Origin of the sequence: Poseidonibacter antarcticus (genome assembly GCF_003667345.1) — a bacterium.
Lineage (GTDB): Bacteria > Campylobacterota > Campylobacteria > Campylobacterales > Arcobacteraceae > Poseidonibacter > Poseidonibacter antarcticus.
Genome location: NZ_RCWF01000001.1, coordinates 86276 through 101589 on the forward strand (window position 1 = coordinate 86276; position 15314 = coordinate 101589).

Annotated in this window: 19 protein-coding genes; 4 read left to right on the forward strand and 15 right to left on the reverse strand. The window is 24.5% G+C overall.

What is annotated here, in order from left to right; all coding sequences use genetic code 11:
- Positions 1-3: 3 nt before the first annotated feature.
- The 3 genes from D9T19_RS00430 to D9T19_RS00440 all read right to left on the reverse strand — a co-directional run bounded on the left by D9T19_RS00430 (position 4) and on the right by D9T19_RS00440 (position 1527).
- Positions 4-681: a ferritin-like domain-containing protein gene (locus tag D9T19_RS00430; RefSeq protein WP_121626222.1), complete on the reverse strand. Its 678-nt coding sequence runs from the start codon at positions 679-681 to the stop codon at positions 4-6.
- Positions 682-996 carry a hypothetical protein gene (locus D9T19_RS00435; RefSeq protein WP_121626223.1) on the reverse strand — a complete coding sequence of 105 codons (315 nt, stop codon included), beginning with the start codon at positions 994-996 and terminating at the stop codon, positions 682-684.
- A gap of 81 nt (positions 997-1077) precedes the next feature.
- Entirely contained in the window at positions 1078-1527 is a 450-nt protein-coding gene (locus D9T19_RS00440; RefSeq protein WP_121626224.1) for a Fur family transcriptional regulator, read from the reverse strand.
- Positions 1528-1800: 273 nt separating this feature from the next.
- Here D9T19_RS00440 and D9T19_RS00445 point away from each other — a divergent pair, with 273 nt between their 5' ends.
- Positions 1801-2190, forward strand: coding sequence for a hypothetical protein (locus tag D9T19_RS00445; RefSeq protein WP_121626225.1), 390 nt, complete (start codon positions 1801-1803; stop codon positions 2188-2190).
- Positions 2191-2223: 33 nt separating this feature from the next.
- Here the strand turns inward: D9T19_RS00445 and D9T19_RS00450 are convergent, their stop codons facing one another.
- The 10 genes from D9T19_RS00450 to D9T19_RS00495 form a co-directional block, all read right to left on the reverse strand.
- Positions 2224-3588 (reverse strand): sensor histidine kinase, encoded by a 1365-nt coding sequence (locus D9T19_RS00450; protein WP_228197932.1) that lies wholly within the window; start codon positions 3586-3588, stop codon positions 2224-2226.
- Positions 3581-4249 carry a response regulator gene (locus D9T19_RS00455; RefSeq protein WP_121626227.1) on the reverse strand — a complete coding sequence of 223 codons (669 nt, stop codon included), beginning with the start codon at positions 4247-4249 and terminating at the stop codon, positions 3581-3583. Before D9T19_RS00455 ends, D9T19_RS00450 begins: the two co-directional genes overlap by 8 nt.
- Positions 4250-4272: 23 nt before the next feature.
- Positions 4273-5010, reverse strand: coding sequence for a metallophosphoesterase (locus D9T19_RS00460; protein ID WP_121626228.1), 738 nt, complete (start codon positions 5008-5010; stop codon positions 4273-4275).
- Between the two features lie 3 nt (positions 5011-5013).
- Positions 5014-5553 carry a YceI family protein gene (locus D9T19_RS00465; protein ID WP_162984513.1) on the reverse strand — a complete coding sequence of 180 codons (540 nt, stop codon included), beginning with the start codon at positions 5551-5553 and terminating at the stop codon, positions 5014-5016.
- Positions 5546-6550 (reverse strand): hypothetical protein, encoded by a 1005-nt coding sequence (locus D9T19_RS00470; protein ID WP_121626230.1) that lies wholly within the window; start codon positions 6548-6550, stop codon positions 5546-5548. The genes D9T19_RS00465 and D9T19_RS00470 overlap by 8 nt, the downstream gene beginning before the upstream one ends.
- Entirely contained in the window at positions 6538-8100 is a 1563-nt protein-coding gene (locus D9T19_RS00475; RefSeq protein WP_121626231.1) for a cbb3-type cytochrome c oxidase subunit I, read from the reverse strand. The genes D9T19_RS00470 and D9T19_RS00475 overlap by 13 nt, the downstream gene beginning before the upstream one ends.
- Positions 8087-8707 carry an ABC transporter ATP-binding protein gene (locus D9T19_RS00480; RefSeq protein WP_121626232.1) on the reverse strand — a complete coding sequence of 207 codons (621 nt, stop codon included), beginning with the start codon at positions 8705-8707 and terminating at the stop codon, positions 8087-8089. The genes D9T19_RS00475 and D9T19_RS00480 overlap by 14 nt, the downstream gene beginning before the upstream one ends.
- Positions 8704-9798 carry an ABC transporter permease gene (locus tag D9T19_RS00485; RefSeq protein ID WP_121626233.1) on the reverse strand — a complete coding sequence of 365 codons (1095 nt, stop codon included), beginning with the start codon at positions 9796-9798 and terminating at the stop codon, positions 8704-8706. The genes D9T19_RS00480 and D9T19_RS00485 overlap by 4 nt, the downstream gene beginning before the upstream one ends.
- Positions 9799-9896: 98 nt before the next feature.
- Positions 9897-11516: a C4-dicarboxylic acid transporter DauA gene (gene dauA / locus D9T19_RS00490; RefSeq protein ID WP_121626234.1), complete on the reverse strand. Its 1620-nt coding sequence runs from the start codon at positions 11514-11516 to the stop codon at positions 9897-9899.
- A gap of 1 nt (position 11517) precedes the next feature.
- On the reverse strand, positions 11518-12090 hold the full coding sequence (locus D9T19_RS00495) for a hypothetical protein (protein WP_121626235.1): 573 nt from the start codon (positions 12088-12090) through the stop codon (positions 11518-11520).
- 105 nt (positions 12091-12195) lie between these two features.
- Here D9T19_RS00495 and D9T19_RS00500 point away from each other — a divergent pair, with 105 nt between their 5' ends.
- Positions 12196-12777, forward strand: coding sequence for a TetR/AcrR family transcriptional regulator (locus D9T19_RS00500; protein ID WP_121626236.1), 582 nt, complete (start codon positions 12196-12198; stop codon positions 12775-12777).
- Positions 12778-12863: 86 nt separating this feature from the next.
- On the opposite strand, the gene D9T19_RS00505 is transcribed toward D9T19_RS00500, so the two are convergent.
- Positions 12864-13106 carry a hypothetical protein gene (locus D9T19_RS00505; RefSeq protein WP_121626237.1) on the reverse strand — a complete coding sequence of 81 codons (243 nt, stop codon included), beginning with the start codon at positions 13104-13106 and terminating at the stop codon, positions 12864-12866.
- A gap of 134 nt (positions 13107-13240) precedes the next feature.
- On the opposite strand from D9T19_RS00505, the gene D9T19_RS00510 reads away from it, so the two are divergent.
- Together D9T19_RS00510 and D9T19_RS00515 are read left to right on the forward strand one after the other, a co-directional pair.
- Positions 13241-14404, forward strand: a complete 1164-nt coding sequence (locus D9T19_RS00510) for an SO_0444 family Cu/Zn efflux transporter (RefSeq protein WP_121626238.1) — start codon at positions 13241-13243, stop codon at positions 14402-14404.
- A 3-nt stretch (positions 14405-14407) separates the two neighbouring features.
- Positions 14408-14749 (forward strand): ArsR/SmtB family transcription factor, encoded by a 342-nt coding sequence (locus tag D9T19_RS00515; RefSeq protein WP_121626239.1) that lies wholly within the window; start codon positions 14408-14410, stop codon positions 14747-14749.
- A gap of 3 nt (positions 14750-14752) precedes the next feature.
- Here the strand turns inward: D9T19_RS00515 and D9T19_RS00520 are convergent, their stop codons facing one another.
- The gene (locus D9T19_RS00520; protein ID WP_121626240.1) at positions 14753-15313 is read right to left on the reverse strand and encodes a TetR/AcrR family transcriptional regulator; all 561 of its coding nucleotides are present in this window, start codon (positions 15311-15313) and stop codon (positions 14753-14755) included.
- Position 15314 lies beyond the last annotated feature (1 nt).

Consider the following 15314-nt stretch of genomic DNA (forward strand, 5'->3'; position numbering starts at 1 on the left):
AATTTATTCCTTATTGTTTTTATTATTCATATAAGTATTTAAAAGTGCAACTGCCGCACCTCCAAAGCCTACACCACTAATCATTGAAATATTTAATTTAGAAAGAATTTCTGTTAATTTGCTTTGATCAATATTTCCATTCATCACATCATCAAATAAACCTTGATATTCTCCTAATTTTTGCATTAAATCTTCTTGATTAAATTCTTCGTTATTTGCAGCAGTATAATGATTAATTACGCAGTTTCTAAATGCTGGTAAATGATTATTATAAGAAGCCGCTTGCAATCTAAATAAAACATCTTTAATATCAAGTTCAACTGTATGTGATATTAAATTATCATACATTGCAATATTTTTTATTTCTGATGCAACACCTAATTCACAACATTCTATATATGTATTAGGTACTTCAATCTTTTCCGCCCAATCATTGATTGGAACTTCAACCCCATATTTTTCTAAAAGTGGAATAAGTACAGAATAATGTCTAGACTCAGCTTCTCTAATGTTTATAAATGGTTGAACAAATCCAAATTTTTCCATTATTTTTGTATATGTTTCATACGCTTTAAATTCATCATATACAGCAATTCTAAGAACTTGTGAAGTAATTTCTTCTTGGGCATTGACATCTACTCTTTGAGATAAGAGTATTTGTTCATTGATATTTTCTTCCAACTATACAACCTCCTTTGCTAATTTATTAATTAATAAAGTCAACTCATCAATGTTTTCATTTTTTATTAAATCTTCCCAAAGTTTTGGGCTAAATATTGAAGGATTATAGGTAATTGTAATTGAAGCAATAATCTTATTAATTTTTATAGTTTTTATTCCATCAATTTTATTTGGTATATCTTCAATATCTTTTAATGTTAAATTTCCACCCTCTTCTTTTATTTTTGGGTTTACTCTAACTCTTAATCTTCCTGGTGTATGAGCAATAATTGTAAAATATTTTGCTATTTTTATTATATCTTCTGAATTAATCAAAGTTTTCCTTTATTTTGAAATTTTATCTCTAAGGTCTTAAATAAATCTTTTTATAAAATCAGACTCATTATCATTATGTTTTTATTGACAATCTTCGCATAAACCATATATTGTCATAATATGGTCTTTTAAATTGAAATTATGTTTTTTAGCTACTTTTATTTGTTGTTCTTCTATAAAATCATCAGTAAACTCAACAATTTTCCCACAAGAAGTACAAACAAGATGATCATGATGTAAAGCTATACTTAGTTCATATCTTTTAACACCATCGCCAATATCTAATAACTCAACAAGATTAAGTTCTTCAAAAAATTTCATTGTTCTATAAACTGTAGCTATTCCTATATCTACGTTATATTCCATTTTTACTTTTGCATTAATTTGCTCTGCTGTTAAATGCTCATCCATAAAAAAAAGAATTTTTAGAATATAATCTTTTTGAATAGAGTTTTTATACCCTTTATTTGATATTTGTTTTTTAAAATTCTTTAAAAAATCATCAAAATCAATTTCATACTTATTCTCCATTAGTTAATACCTTTTATAACAACTACTGCTATACTAACTATCAATCCTAATGTATAAACTTTCCACAAATTATTTTGTATTTTCTTATTGTTTCTATAAAACATTGAGTTTTCAATGCTATTTTCATTTTTCATATTATTGCCTCTAATAATTATTGTCAGAATAATACAGTTTATGCACTTAACATAATATTAATGATAGTTAGTATCATTTTAATAAAGGGTTAAGTTTTTATTGCGTAATATTTGATAATTAATATCAATAAGGAAAAACATGTCAGCTCTAGCTTTAGTTAATACAGTAGCAGGAAATGCGATACTAGGTTCAGTTAGTACAAAACTATTTGACTCTTTAATATCATCAAGATTTACACAAAAGCATGATAAAAATAAATGGTTAAGAGAAAAAACATTAAATCTTTTTTCAGAACTTTCACATAATATAACAGAAATCAATTGTGAAAATTTAAAGGAAAAACAAAAGCTAGTAAATGAATTAACTTCAAAAATCAATCTTTTAATAGATGACAAAAAACTAAAAACAAATCTTAAAAACTACTCTTTTATTTTAAATGAATATGAGTGTTATAAAAGTGAGATAAATTTAGAGCATATAAATGAAGAATTAATAAATACATTAAGGTTACATGTAAAAAAAATGTAAGTAATTTACATCTTTTTTTATAGATATATCTTATTAAATTGGAAATTTTAAGAATACTGTAGTTCCAGAATTTTCTATACTTTCTAATATAATTATAGAATTATGAATTTGCATAATTTTCTTAGAAATAGACATTCCTAATCCTGTTCCACCTGAATCTTTACTTCTACTTTTATCTGTTCTATAAAACTTTTCAAATATTTTTTTCTGCTCATCTTTTGCAATACCTATACCATTATCTTTTACACTAATAATATAATAGTCATTATTTCGATAATTTTTTATATAAATTGAACTATTTTCATAACTAAAGATTATTGCATTTTTAATTATGTTCTTTAACGCAATTTTTAAAAGTTGTGAATGTCCATTGATTTGGAAAGGCTCTAAAATATCATATTTTATATCTACTTTTTTTAATTTAGCAAATTTTTCTAATTCTTTTCCTGCTTGTAATGTTATTTCATCAAGATAAATTTCATTTTCAATATATTCTAATTTATCTTTTGTTTTAGCAAGAAAAAGTAAATCTTCTATTGTTTGCTGAATAAGTAATACTTCTTCTAAAGAGGTATTTAAAGTATCTTTGTATTCATTTGTTGAGCGATCTTTTCTTAATGCAATTTCAAGTTCACCTCTTATTATTGTAAGTGGCGTTTTTAATTCATGAGAAGCATCGCTTGTAAATTGTGTAACTTTTTCAAAAGATATTTCTAATCTATTAAGCAAATTATTAATCTCTTTGCTAAGATTATCTATTTCATCATTGTTTTCAAGTCTTTCTAATCTTTTTGATAAATTTTTTGAATTAATTTCTTTCAAATTTTGGACAATTTGTTCTATTGGATAAAAAGATTTATAAATTATAAAGTATCCACCAATTGTTGCAAAGATAAGAATAATAGGAATAATAAATACAAGTATATAGAGGAAATTTTCTAAGGTATTATTTAAGTTTATATCATTTGTTGCAACTTCTAAAACATAAGATTCATTATTAATAATAAATTTTAGTCTACTAATTAAATAAGGATCTTGTTCATCAAAGATAATGATATCTTTATTATATAAATTAAGTTTTGATATATCACTTTTTATTTCTTCTGGAAAAGAAATATTTTTTATAATATTTATCTTTTTATCTAGTTTTATAAACCTGATATACAAAGGCTCAAATTTGTATTCTTTTTCTTCATCAAAATTCAAATCTTCAAAATTATCTTTTTCAAGAATATCATCGACAATATCGAGAGTTATAACTTTTAAAGTACTTTCTAACTTATCAATTGTAGATATTTCTAAAGCTTTATGTAGTGAAATAGAAAAGATTATAAGTATAAATACTTGTATAAAGAATACATAAATCAATAACTTTTTTTTAATTGATAATTTATTCATCATTAATCTTAAAGCCCATACCTCTAACAGTTTTAATCAATTTTTTTGTGTATGGTTTATCAATTTTGTTTCTTAATCTATAAATATATACATTTACGACATTACTCATATTTATTTCATCAAGATTACTTAATGAATCTAAAATAATTGTTTCAGATAAGACTTGGTTCTTATTTTTTATTAAGAATTCTAATATAGAAAATTCTTTTGCAGTAAGAGTTATATTATTATTGGCTCGTTTTGCTGTTTTTGTTAATAAATTAAGTTCTAAATCTGCAATTCTTAGAGTTGTATCAAATGAATTCTTCGGTCTTAATTGAACTCTAATTCTTGCTAATAATTCTGAAAAAGAAAAAGGTTTGGCAAGATAATCATTTGCACCAATATCCAAGCCTTTTATTTTATCTTCAATAGAATCTTTTGCTGTAAGCATTATAATAGGTGTTTGTATATTTGAATTTCTTAATGTTTTACAAACTTCTATACCATCTTTTAAAGGAATCATAATATCAAGTAAAATTAAATCATAAATATTAACACTTGCTAAATAAATACCTTCTTCACCATTTAATGAAGAATCAACAGTATAAGACTCTTCTTCTAACCCTTTTCTTAAAAAGTTAATAATCTTTTCATCATCTTCTATAATTAAAATTTTCATAAATACCTTTATTAATTCTATTTCTATTTTACATCTTTTGAAATTAATTTTACTATACTAATCTCACTATTAGCTTTATATCTAAAATCAATTCCCCAAGTACCTAGTCCTCTATTTACATATATTGCTGTTTTATTTTTATAAAAAAGTCCTGCTAAAAAAGGTTGTACTAATTTTACTAGATAATGAAAAGGAAAAATCTGCCCACCATGAGTGTGCCCACATAAAAAAATATCGCTTTTAGAATCAACTGCAAAAGTATAATCTTTTGGTTGATGAGAAATAAAAATCGTAGCTTCATTATTTTTTAGTAAACTAGCAATCTTTTTTTCATCTCTTTTTACTCCAAAAAACTTTGAAAATCTATCAGCTAAACCTACTAAGCAAATTTTATTATTATTAAACTCTATATAAACTGCTTGATTATCCATAAAAACAAAAGATATAAGCTCTTTTTTCAAATCTTCTAATCCATAAAAAACATCATGATTCCCACTTATATAATATACAGGTTTTACAAAAGCTAAGTTATTTAAAATTTGTAATTTCTCTTTAATATTTTCTACTTTACAATCAATAATATCACCTGTTATAACAGCAAAATCATAATCTAAATCTGTACAAATATTAATTAACTCTAATAAATTCTCTTTAGAAACTTTCTTATCAATATGTAGGTCACTTAAATGAAGTATCTTTAAACCATTTAAATATCTATGATTTACTAATACTTCAATTGTTTTAGCACTAGGCAATTTCATTATTTAGAAACTTTTTATTAGACTATTTTTATATAACAAATCATATTTTATTTCTATTTTATCTCTAACTGTTAAAAATAATAATGATGGTGGTTCTATATTAAACTGTGTTAAATTAATCGAAAAATATCCCAAAATACTTACTTCATCTTTATGTTCAGAAATTGTAGCAATTGATAAAACTTCTTTTTCTTGACCATTCAATGTTAAAATCCCATTAATTTGATAATTTTCATCAATTTTTTTTATACTTTTAATCTGAAAATTGATTTTTGGATACTTTAGTATATTTAAAACCTTATACATATGTTCATCTCTATCAAGATTATCACTTTTCAAAGATATTGATGTTATAGTAATATTCCCCTTTATTGATTCTACATTTTTACTTATTATTAGACTTGAACTAATATTTTTTGTTTTTGGATCAATTTTGCTATCTCCAAAGATTCTTGTATGAGCTATAATCTCACCTTTTTGTAATATTAAATTACTTCCAAAAGAAAAAACTGTAAATACTAAAATTAAAATCATACTACGCATAATTAAACTCCTTTTTTTGTGATTGTTGTTCATTGATTACTATTAAAAATGCAATTAAAAATAATATTGGAACAAATAAGATTAAACCCATCAAGGCAATAATTAGTCCAAGTCCAGATGCTATCCATCCTATAAAAATCATAAAAATACTAATAACTTTTAAATCTTTTTTAATTATAGTTTTAAGTATTGCAACATTATAATATGAAATTACAAAAGGGTATACAAGTGATAAAAGAAAAGACTCTTCTAAAAAATAAAATAGATAACTAAGTGCAAATAAAAGTATTATAAATAATTCTTTTATCTGCTTTTGTATTTTATATTTTAGGGCTACAAAAACTCCGATTATATGAAACAATGCAATTTCAAAATTATAACCATCTCTCCAAATTGAAATTGTTATATCTCGTGAAAGTGTTTCAAATAAAGCAGAATCTAAAAATACCCATAAAACCATTATAAATAATGAAAATTCTTGATAATTCTCTAGGTTTTCTGATGGTGTTTTTCTCTTTGGTAAAAGATATGAAGAGATAATAGTCAAAGTACTAAGAACAATTGCTAAATTGCCTCTTAAAGAAGCCTCATAACTAAAAAGAAATGTTCCAAGTACATAAGAAAGACAAAGAGCAAGACCTAAATCTATTAGACTAGCTTTTTTTAATTCATTTATTAAAAGTGGTGCTAATGCCCCAACACTTATTCCTAAAATAAAAAGCATAACAATTGATAAATTTGGATAAAAAAAGCTCATTATTAACTGTAAAAATAAAAATAGTGATATTTTACTTTTATTTGATATTTTAAGATAATAAGTTAAAAGTGAACCAAGAACTCCACCAATAGGAAGCGGTGCAATAGCAAAAATATCAGATGAAAGATATTCTACAATTCCTGTTTGTGCAATTAATAAATAATAAGATAATTCAGAAGATATAAAAATAATCAAAGCTATTTGTGCAAGTGATATTTTTAAAAAATTTAATTTTTGCATAATATGTCCTTTTGATAGAAAAAAATTAAATACACTAGTACAAATGTTAAATCAAAAGCACTAATAATTAAGCCAATAAACCCTAAAGTTTTAGAAATATAAAGAGCGAAAAAAACAGAACTTATAAAAACTCTTATAATAACTGTTATATTTGTTAAAATAATCTGATGTTCTTTATATTTTAAAGCCATAAAATGTATTATTCCTGTCATACTTACAAAAGTAAATACGATATATTCATAGCTTCCTGCAAATGTAAAACCAAGAAGTGGATAAATAAAACTAGAAAGAAGAATAAGTCCAATTCCTCCTAAACCATCACTTAGGACACCTATTAAATTGTATTTTTGTAAAGTACTTAGTGTATATTTACTTTGAATAAAAAAAAGTAAACTTGATAATGTGATTAAACCAAAACATGATCTTAATATCCATAGTAGCTTAATATTACTATTTAAAATACCAGCTTCAACAAAACCAGAAAAACTTAAGCTAAAGAAAATACCAAGTAATCCTAAAAGATAAAGATAATAAAAAGCTGTTTTTTTAAGCTCATTTATATAAGATGTAAACATACATAAAACCATAAAAAATACTGCAATTCCCATTGCTATATGAGCATGAGCTACTATTAAATCATTTCTATGAAAAATCCATCTAATTTCAGGAATAAAAAGAATATTTCCCTCTATATCTACAAAAAGAAAAGCAAATATTGATATAAAAAGTGAAAGCTTTGCAAAATGCTCAATATTTGAATCTTTGTACCATCTATAAAGTAAAGGGACATATAGAAGACTTAAATATTCTAAAAACCATTCTTGATTATACGTTAATGGCTCAAAGAATATTCTATATAAAACAGAAGAAAAGTAAAATACAGTAGGAATAATCCATAAAAGATTCCATCTAGCAATAAATTCTTCTTTATTTAATAATTTGATTATTAAGTAATACAATGGAATAAGTGCTAAACTCATTCCTAATGTATTATCTCCATGAGGTCCCGATACTGTACTTTCAACTTGTCCAATTATAGGATTCATCAAAATCAAAAGTGCAATAGGTGCAATGATTACAACTCGTAAACACACTTTTACCCACATAGGATGGACTTTGTACATTTTTATAAAATTATACAAAGCAATTATATAAAATATTCCAGCAAAGGCAAGTATAAAATTTAACTCATAAGGAAAATCGTAAAAAGCTAATCCTCTAGTATTTCCAAACAGAAGAGAACTTATCATAAAGATTAAAAAGATATACCAAAAAATAGTATATAAATTTAAGTAATGAAGTCCTTTTTTGGAAGAACCAACTTCTTTTTTTATTAATAAAAAAGGTAAATATGAAAGCATTAATGGAACAAAACCATAAAGCATTAGACTTATGTGCAAAGCTCTTAAATTTGTAGGTAATAGTGTTTGAGAATTAATAGAAAAACCTAATAAATTTATTGAATAAAAAAGTCCAAAAATTAAACCAATACCAAAAAATATTAGAGATATTTTAAAATGTGTTTGTATAAAAGTATTAAAGTTGTCCATCTTTTACCTCCACTATTCTGTCTGCTTTTGAAGATAAGTTTATATCATGAGTTGCTACTATTATTGTAGTTCCTTCTTTTGATAGTTTTTTAAAAATATCAAATACATTTTGAGAATTTTTTGAGTCTAAATTTCCTGTTGGTTCATCTGCAAAAATTACCTTTGGTTTATTTATCAAAGCTCTGGCAATTGCAGCTCTTTGTCTTTGTCCTCCAGAAATTTCATTTGGATATTTATTTATGATATTTTTAATTCCTAAAAGTTCTAATAACTCTTCAATCTCTTTATCTCTCGCATGTTCATTTGCTATTTGTATATTTTCTTTTATATTTAAGTAATCAATTAGGTAATGAAATTGGAATATAAAACCAATATTTTCTTGTCTGAAAGTGTCAATATTTTTAATATCTTTAAAATTTATATCTTTAAAAAAGATTTCACCAGATGTGGGTTTTAAAAGAGTTGAAAGTATAGAAAGTAAAGTTGACTTACCACTCCCACTTTCTCCTATAATAGCTACAAACTCACCTTTTTTAACTTCAAAATCAATATTTTGTAAAGCAATATCATTTGAATAAGAATGTGATATATTTATTGCTTTTATCATATTTTATTTCCTTGAATTAAAATAACGGGATCTATTTTGGCTGCATTTAGTGCGGGAATAACAGCTCCTAACATAGCCATAATAATTGAAGTAGCAAAAATATAAAGACTTAAATTTGTTGATATTTCACCATTTACATAACCTTGAAGAGAAGAAGAATTTTTTATAAAATATAAAACTATATGTGATAAAACAAAAGCAGAAATAAAACTAAAAAAACCAAGGATAAAACTTTCACTCATTATCTGAAAAACTATTTTTCTCATTGGAATTCCAATTGCTCTTTTAATACCAAATTCACTTTTTCTTTGATTTATTGTAATACTCATAATACTTACAATCCCAAGTAAACCCATAGCAAATGCAATAAATGAAATAGCATTTGATGAGGTTTGGATTATCTTAAATTGGTTATAGTTATTAACAAAGCTTTTTGTAGATTTTACATCTATTTTTGAACTAAGAGAACTAATATCTTTTATAAGTTTTTTAATATTTGTATCACCATTTTTATTTATCTTACTGTTTACCATTATCATTGAAGCACTTTTATTGAAAATTTCTCCAGCTTCTTTTATATTTAAAACAACTCCTCCATTTTCAAAACCTATATCACTTTGGAAAACACCTGATACTTTAAATGTTTTATTTGCAATTTCTATTGTTTTTTTATTTTTAAGTTGTTTATAAATTGATTGTCCTACTAAAACTTCATTTTCTTTTGGATAAGAATCTTTTACTAATTTATAATTTGCAAATCTATTTTCACTTACTCCATAAACTGCAACAATTGGGAGTTTTTCAACAGGAGATGCTCCTACAATAATTGCAGATGAGTTTTTTACATTAGATAATTTATTTATTTTTGTGATTAAATTAATATTTACATTTGAAAAAAATGTGTCAGATATTTTGGCTTGAGTAATGATAATATCTCCATCACTTTTTAACATAGATGAATACATTGAAATAATACCATTTGAAATAGAAGAAATTAAAAATATAGAAGTAATAGAAAATATTAGACTCAAATATATTAAAATAGTTTTTAAATAGTTGGCTTTTAGTGCTTTTACAGCAGATGAAATCATATAACTTCCTTTTTAATTTAAGGAAGTTTAGTAAACATATATGAATTAGTAATGAATAGAATATGAATAAAAATTCATATTCTATGTTTAAAGAAGATTTATTTTGCTTTTATAGATTTTACTGCATTATCTACATTATTATAAAATTCGATAACACCTTTCTCTTGAATAATACCTATTTTTGATAATTTATGTAACATTCTATCTTCAAGTCCTGATAATACTAATAAATTATTACTTTCTTTAACAGATTCTAATAGAGATCTTAATGCAACCATTGCAGTCATATCAATCATTGATACGTTTTCCATATTTATAATAATTACATCGTATAGATCTTCATCTGTTGTTAATATTGTTTTTAGGGCGTGTTGTGCTGCACCAAAAAACATTGGTCCATTAATATCATAAATACAAATATTATCTGGAATATCTAAATCTCGTTTATGGTCTTTATTAACCAATTCAATTGAGTATAAATCAATAGTTCTTTTTATAAATAAAACAGAAGCAAGAATCATTCCCACACCAATTGCAATTTGCATATCTAATAAAACAGTTAATATAAAACAAGTAAGTAAAATATATATATCATCTCTTGGAGCATTTTTCACTATATTAATAAAGTGTTTATATTCAGACATATTCCACGCAACTATAAGTAATAATCCTGATAATGAAGCCATAGGAAGATAAGATAGAATAGGAGCAATAGAAATAACTGCTATAAAAATAAATACAGAGTTAAAAACAGAAGAAAGAGGACTAGTTGCACCTGATTTAATATTTACAACAGTTCTAGCAATCGCAGCAGTAGCTGGAATACCTGCAAAAAATGGTAAAATTACATTTGTAATACCTTGTCCTATTAATTCTTTGTTTGGATTAGTTTTTTTCTTTGTCATACCATCTGAAATAACAGCACATAATAATGATTCTAAAGAACCTAAAACTGCAATTGCAATTGAATGAGGAATTAAATCTTTTATTAATTCTTTCGTAATTGTAAAGTCAGCCCAAGGTATAGTAAAAGTTAAAGGATTTGAAGGTATCCCTGAAAATGTTTCACCATTTACTATATAAGAAAAGTTTGAATTAATTGTTGCAATTTGATAAGCATCTGCATAGTTATTATAAAGATAAGCTAATACTGTAACAACAACCAAAGAAACTAAAGAACCTGGAGTTTTATAGTTTTTCTTTTTCCAAAAAACAATTATTAAAATAGTTAGTAATCCAATACTAAACTCTTCGATTCTAAACGTATGTAAAGATGTAAAAAGGATATAAACCTTTTCTAAAAAGTCACCATCAAAATGCTCTACAGTTAGACCAAAAAAATCTTTGATTTGTAAAGTTGCAATTACTATTGCAATTCCTGATGTAAAACCCACTGTAATAGGATAAGGTACTAACTCAATTAAGCTTCCTAGCTTTGACAATCCCATTAGAATTTGGAAAATCCCTGATAAAATACCACAAACAAGTAAGCCTTTTAATCCATATTGTTGAACAATAGGTATTAAAATAACTACAAAAGCAGCAGTAGGTCCACTAATATTTACCCTACTACTACCAAATATTGCAGTTAATATTCCTGCAATAATAGCTGTATATATTCCATTTTCTGGAGGTGTACCAATTGCTATTGATAATGCCATTGATAAAGGTAAGGAAATAATTCCAACTACAACACCTGAGAATAAATTTGATTTCATATTATCTCTTTTTTTTGCTTTTTTTTGTAGAAGTTTGATATTTTATAGCTTTCAAATCTTTAATAACTTGTGAAGATATCATATACATCTGACTTACTTTTAATCTATATTCTTTATTTTCTTCTATATCGATAGTTTCAAATTTAGATAATAATCCTAGATAGTCAATATCATTTAGATATGAAAAATATTGTGTATGTTTTTCTTCTAATAGCCATTCTGAAAGTAAGCACAGAGTGAATTGTTCGGGTATCCATAAATCGCCATTTTTCATATTATGTTCAATTTGTATAACAATGCTATTATAGTATGTTACAAGTTCTTCATAATATGTATTAGGACCTTTGCATTTATTAACAGTGTTTCTAAAAATACTATCATTCATAATTTCAGATTCTTTTAATCTTTTTAGAAGTTCTTCTAAATGTTCAATTATAGTTTTGCTGTCTTCTGGTGTTAGTACTTTAAGGGCATATTCTTTTTGTTCGATTAGAGTGAAAAGTTGTTCTAATGTTGAGCGAACATATATCAATAATGCAATTGTTTTAGTTTTATTTACGAATAATCTATTCATATATTATCTTTAAGTTTGAATTCAGTTCATTTTATATAATTTATGATAAAAATATGATTAAATTAAAAGTTATTTTTGTTATAATGTAAAATAAGGCGTAATTAAATGAACAAAATCAATCAAGAAATAAGTAAAATTAAGAAAGAATTATATTTAGAAGAATCAATTAAATATTTTGATACTATAGGATTTAAAGACTCCAAGATAAATGAAATATCTAAAGCTTTAGATACTTCTGTAGGAACGATTTATAATATTTTTAACTCAAAAGAAGAATTATATTTAGAATATCTAATTTATAAATTAAGAAAATTCTTACATAATATAGAAAAAGAAAAAACAGAAGATCCCTATGCTAATTTATGTGTTTACTTAAAATATAAATATGAATTTTTTATTTATATTAATGAAAATGAATCAAAACCAATTACAAACGATCCGTATTTCTTTCATAAACTAGATATTGCAAAACACCCTATTGTTGATCATATATACGATTATTTGGAAGAACAATTTAAACTAATGATTGATGAACCTTATATATCATATAGGCATTTAGCCATATTATTCAAAAAATTTTCTGATGGCTTTATTGAAAGTTATATTTTAGAAGCATATGAAACACAGAATATTGTAGATCATACGCTTACTATGTTTTTAAATGGATTATTAAGAAAAAATAATTAAAATAGTTTAACTATTCTTTCTTTTTTCTTATTTTATCCCATCTCTTTTGTAATTCTTCAAAATCTATTTTATGTTCATTATCCATTTCATCCTCCCTTTGAATTTTTTAATAAATTTACGTACCAATCGTCATTGACATCATCTATTTCTAAGTCTTTTAAAACAATTTCCATTTCACCCTCTACCATAGTCAATTCTTCAATTTTTTCTTCGGGAATAAACAAAGCCTCAATACAATAGTCAATTAATAGTTCTTCACAATCTGCTGTTTGGACTCCCCAACCTTCTTCAAAGTTATCCATTAAGAAATATTTCTCAAACTCTTTCATAAAATCATATCCTTATTGTTTTCTAATGATATAGATTATCATTATTAATATAAATACTATCTTAAATACTTTTTTAAGTTTTATATTAGAATATACTAATATACTTCTATTATAATTTACAAAAAGGAATTAATATGGAATTAATATTAAGTTTTTTCGACAATTTTCTTACATTATTAAATGCAATGTCTATTTATATAATAGTAGGTTTATTTTTTGCAGGTATTTTAAAACAGATAATACCTGATGATTTCGTTTCAAAACATTTAGGAACGACTTCAACTAGTTCAGTTGTAAAAGCCACACTATTTGGAATCCCCCTACCTGTTTGTTCTTGTTCTGTTATACCTTTAGCTCAAGGTTTGAAAAAAGAAGGTGCTAGTAAAGGTGCTGTTCAAAGTTTTTTAATCTCTACACCAATTACAGGTGTTGATTCGATATTGGCTACTTATTCGCTTTTTGGTTTTGTATTTACTGTATTTAGAATTATTTCATCAATTATAATAGCTATTACAGTAGGACTTATTCAAAATCTTTTTCAAAAAAATCACGATAAAAAACAAGAAGAAGAAAAAGTTTCTTGTTGTTCTTCTTCATCTTGTAGCTCAACAAATGTAAAAAAGAAATTTTCTTTTATAAATGTTTTAAAATATGGTTATGGAACATTATTTAGTGATATGGCAAAAGCACTTTTGATTGGACTTATCTTAGGTTCAATATTTGTTACATTTATTCCAAAAGAATATACAGAAATCTTATTTGAAAACCAATTTTTAACATATATAGTAGTTATATTATTTTCAATGCCTTTATATACTTGTGCAACAGCATCACTACCAATTGCGGCTGCTTTTATGTTACAAGGTATGTCTCCTGGAGCTGTATTTATATTTTTAACAGCAGGTCCTGCTACTAGTGCTGTTACTATGAGTGTTGTTTATAAAATGTTAGGTAAAACATCATTGATTATATATTTAATTGTTATTGCTGTATTAGCGTTTTTATTTGGTTATATTTATGATACATTTTTTAAAGAACTTAGTTTATTAACAATTTCTATAAATCACGAAGAAGTAAATATTTTTAATACTTTATCATCAATTGCAATGATATTATTAATAATCTATCACTTAATAAAACATAGATTTACAAAAGAAGAAAGTTGTTGTTCATCAAGCAGTGATTGTTCAGATACAGTAGAAAAAAATAAATTTTCTATAAAAAATAGTGATTTAACATTAAAACCTAAGTTTAGCAATGATAAAGTAAAGAATAATATGTTTAGAACAAAGGAATAAAATTTGAAGAATGATACAACTTGTCTAAGAATTAGTGTTGACAAAGATAAAATTCAACGTGAAAGAAATCAATTAATTTCAAAACAAGCTATATTTTCAAAAAAAGAAAAATTCTTTTCATTATTAGGAAGTGAAGTTAGATTAAAAATAATCTATCTTCTTCTTAACAATGAAAAGCTTTGTGTATGTGATATAAGTGATATGCTAGAAATGAACCAATCGCCTGTATCTCAACATTTAAGAAAACTAAAAGATGCTCAAATACTTATCTCAAAAAGAGAAGGTTTGATGATAAATTATTATATTAGTTCTAAATATAAAGAAGATTTACTTTCACTATTTTAAGATTTATTTAATCAAACTCAAAATATATTCAAACATTAGATTACTATCATCTTCTGATTGATTACATTTTCCATGTAGATTAAAACCATAAATCATATTAATAAGAATCAAAGTCATTGTTTTTACATCACCGTTAAACTCATTAGCCAAAGAAGCTTCTATAAGTTTCTTTTCTAATTGAGCTTGAAGTTGTGTAAAATAGTTTTTTGGTATATCAAAAATATCAGAATCTTTAAAATCTTTTTCTACCATACAATTTGTAAAAAGACATCCTCTAAAATTTTCATTAAATTTCATAAAATCAAATAGATTTTCAATACTTTTTTTCCCTTTTGCACTTTTTAAAACATCCAGAAATTTCCCAGCTTTTTTAGTATTATAATTTTCAAGAGATTTTTTAAACAAACCTTCTTTATCTTTAAATAAAGAATACATACTACTACGACTTAAACCTGTAAATTCAACTAAATCAGCCATAGATACGCTATCGTATCCTTTTTGCCAAAATAATTCCATTGCATTATCAAGTGCTTTTTCTAAATCATACTTAGTAGGTCTTGCCATA

What these genes read in the sequence shown, in the direction of transcription:
- D9T19_RS00440 (WP_121626224.1), bottom strand. Translation starts at nt 1,527, where the DNA reads ATGGAGAATAAGTATGAAATTGATTTTGATGATTTTTTAAAGAATTTT.
- D9T19_RS00445 (WP_121626225.1), top strand. Translation starts at nt 1,801, where the DNA reads ATGTCAGCTCTAGCTTTAGTTAATACAGTAGCAGGAAATGCGATACTA.
- D9T19_RS00450 (WP_228197932.1), bottom strand. Translation starts at nt 3,588, where the DNA reads ATGAATAAATTATCAATTAAAAAAAAGTTATTGATTTATGTATTCTTT.
- D9T19_RS00455 (WP_121626227.1), bottom strand. Translation starts at nt 4,249, where the DNA reads ATGAAAATTTTAATTATAGAAGATGATGAAAAGATTATTAACTTTTTA.
- D9T19_RS00460 (WP_121626228.1), bottom strand. Translation starts at nt 5,010, where the DNA reads ATGAAATTGCCTAGTGCTAAAACAATTGAAGTATTAGTAAATCATAGA.
- D9T19_RS00465 (WP_162984513.1), bottom strand. Translation starts at nt 5,553, where the DNA reads ATGCGTAGTATGATTTTAATTTTAGTATTTACAGTTTTTTCTTTTGGA.
- D9T19_RS00470 (WP_121626230.1), bottom strand. Translation starts at nt 6,550, where the DNA reads ATGCAAAAATTAAATTTTTTAAAAATATCACTTGCACAAATAGCTTTG.
- D9T19_RS00475 (WP_121626231.1), bottom strand. Translation starts at nt 8,100, where the DNA reads ATGGACAACTTTAATACTTTTATACAAACACATTTTAAAATATCTCTA.
- D9T19_RS00480 (WP_121626232.1), bottom strand. Translation starts at nt 8,707, where the DNA reads ATGATAAAAGCAATAAATATATCACATTCTTATTCAAATGATATTGCT.
- D9T19_RS00485 (WP_121626233.1), bottom strand. Translation starts at nt 9,798, where the DNA reads ATGATTTCATCTGCTGTAAAAGCACTAAAAGCCAACTATTTAAAAACT.
- dauA (WP_121626234.1), bottom strand. Translation starts at nt 11,516, where the DNA reads ATGAAATCAAATTTATTCTCAGGTGTTGTAGTTGGAATTATTTCCTTA.
- D9T19_RS00495 (WP_121626235.1), bottom strand. Translation starts at nt 12,090, where the DNA reads ATGAATAGATTATTCGTAAATAAAACTAAAACAATTGCATTATTGATA.
- D9T19_RS00500 (WP_121626236.1), top strand. Translation starts at nt 12,196, where the DNA reads ATGAACAAAATCAATCAAGAAATAAGTAAAATTAAGAAAGAATTATAT.
- D9T19_RS00505 (WP_121626237.1), bottom strand. Translation starts at nt 13,106, where the DNA reads ATGAAAGAGTTTGAGAAATATTTCTTAATGGATAACTTTGAAGAAGGT.
- D9T19_RS00510 (WP_121626238.1), top strand. Translation starts at nt 13,241, where the DNA reads ATGGAATTAATATTAAGTTTTTTCGACAATTTTCTTACATTATTAAAT.
- D9T19_RS00520 (WP_121626240.1), bottom strand. Translation starts at nt 15,313, where the DNA reads ATGGCAAGACCTACTAAGTATGATTTAGAAAAAGCACTTGATAATGCA.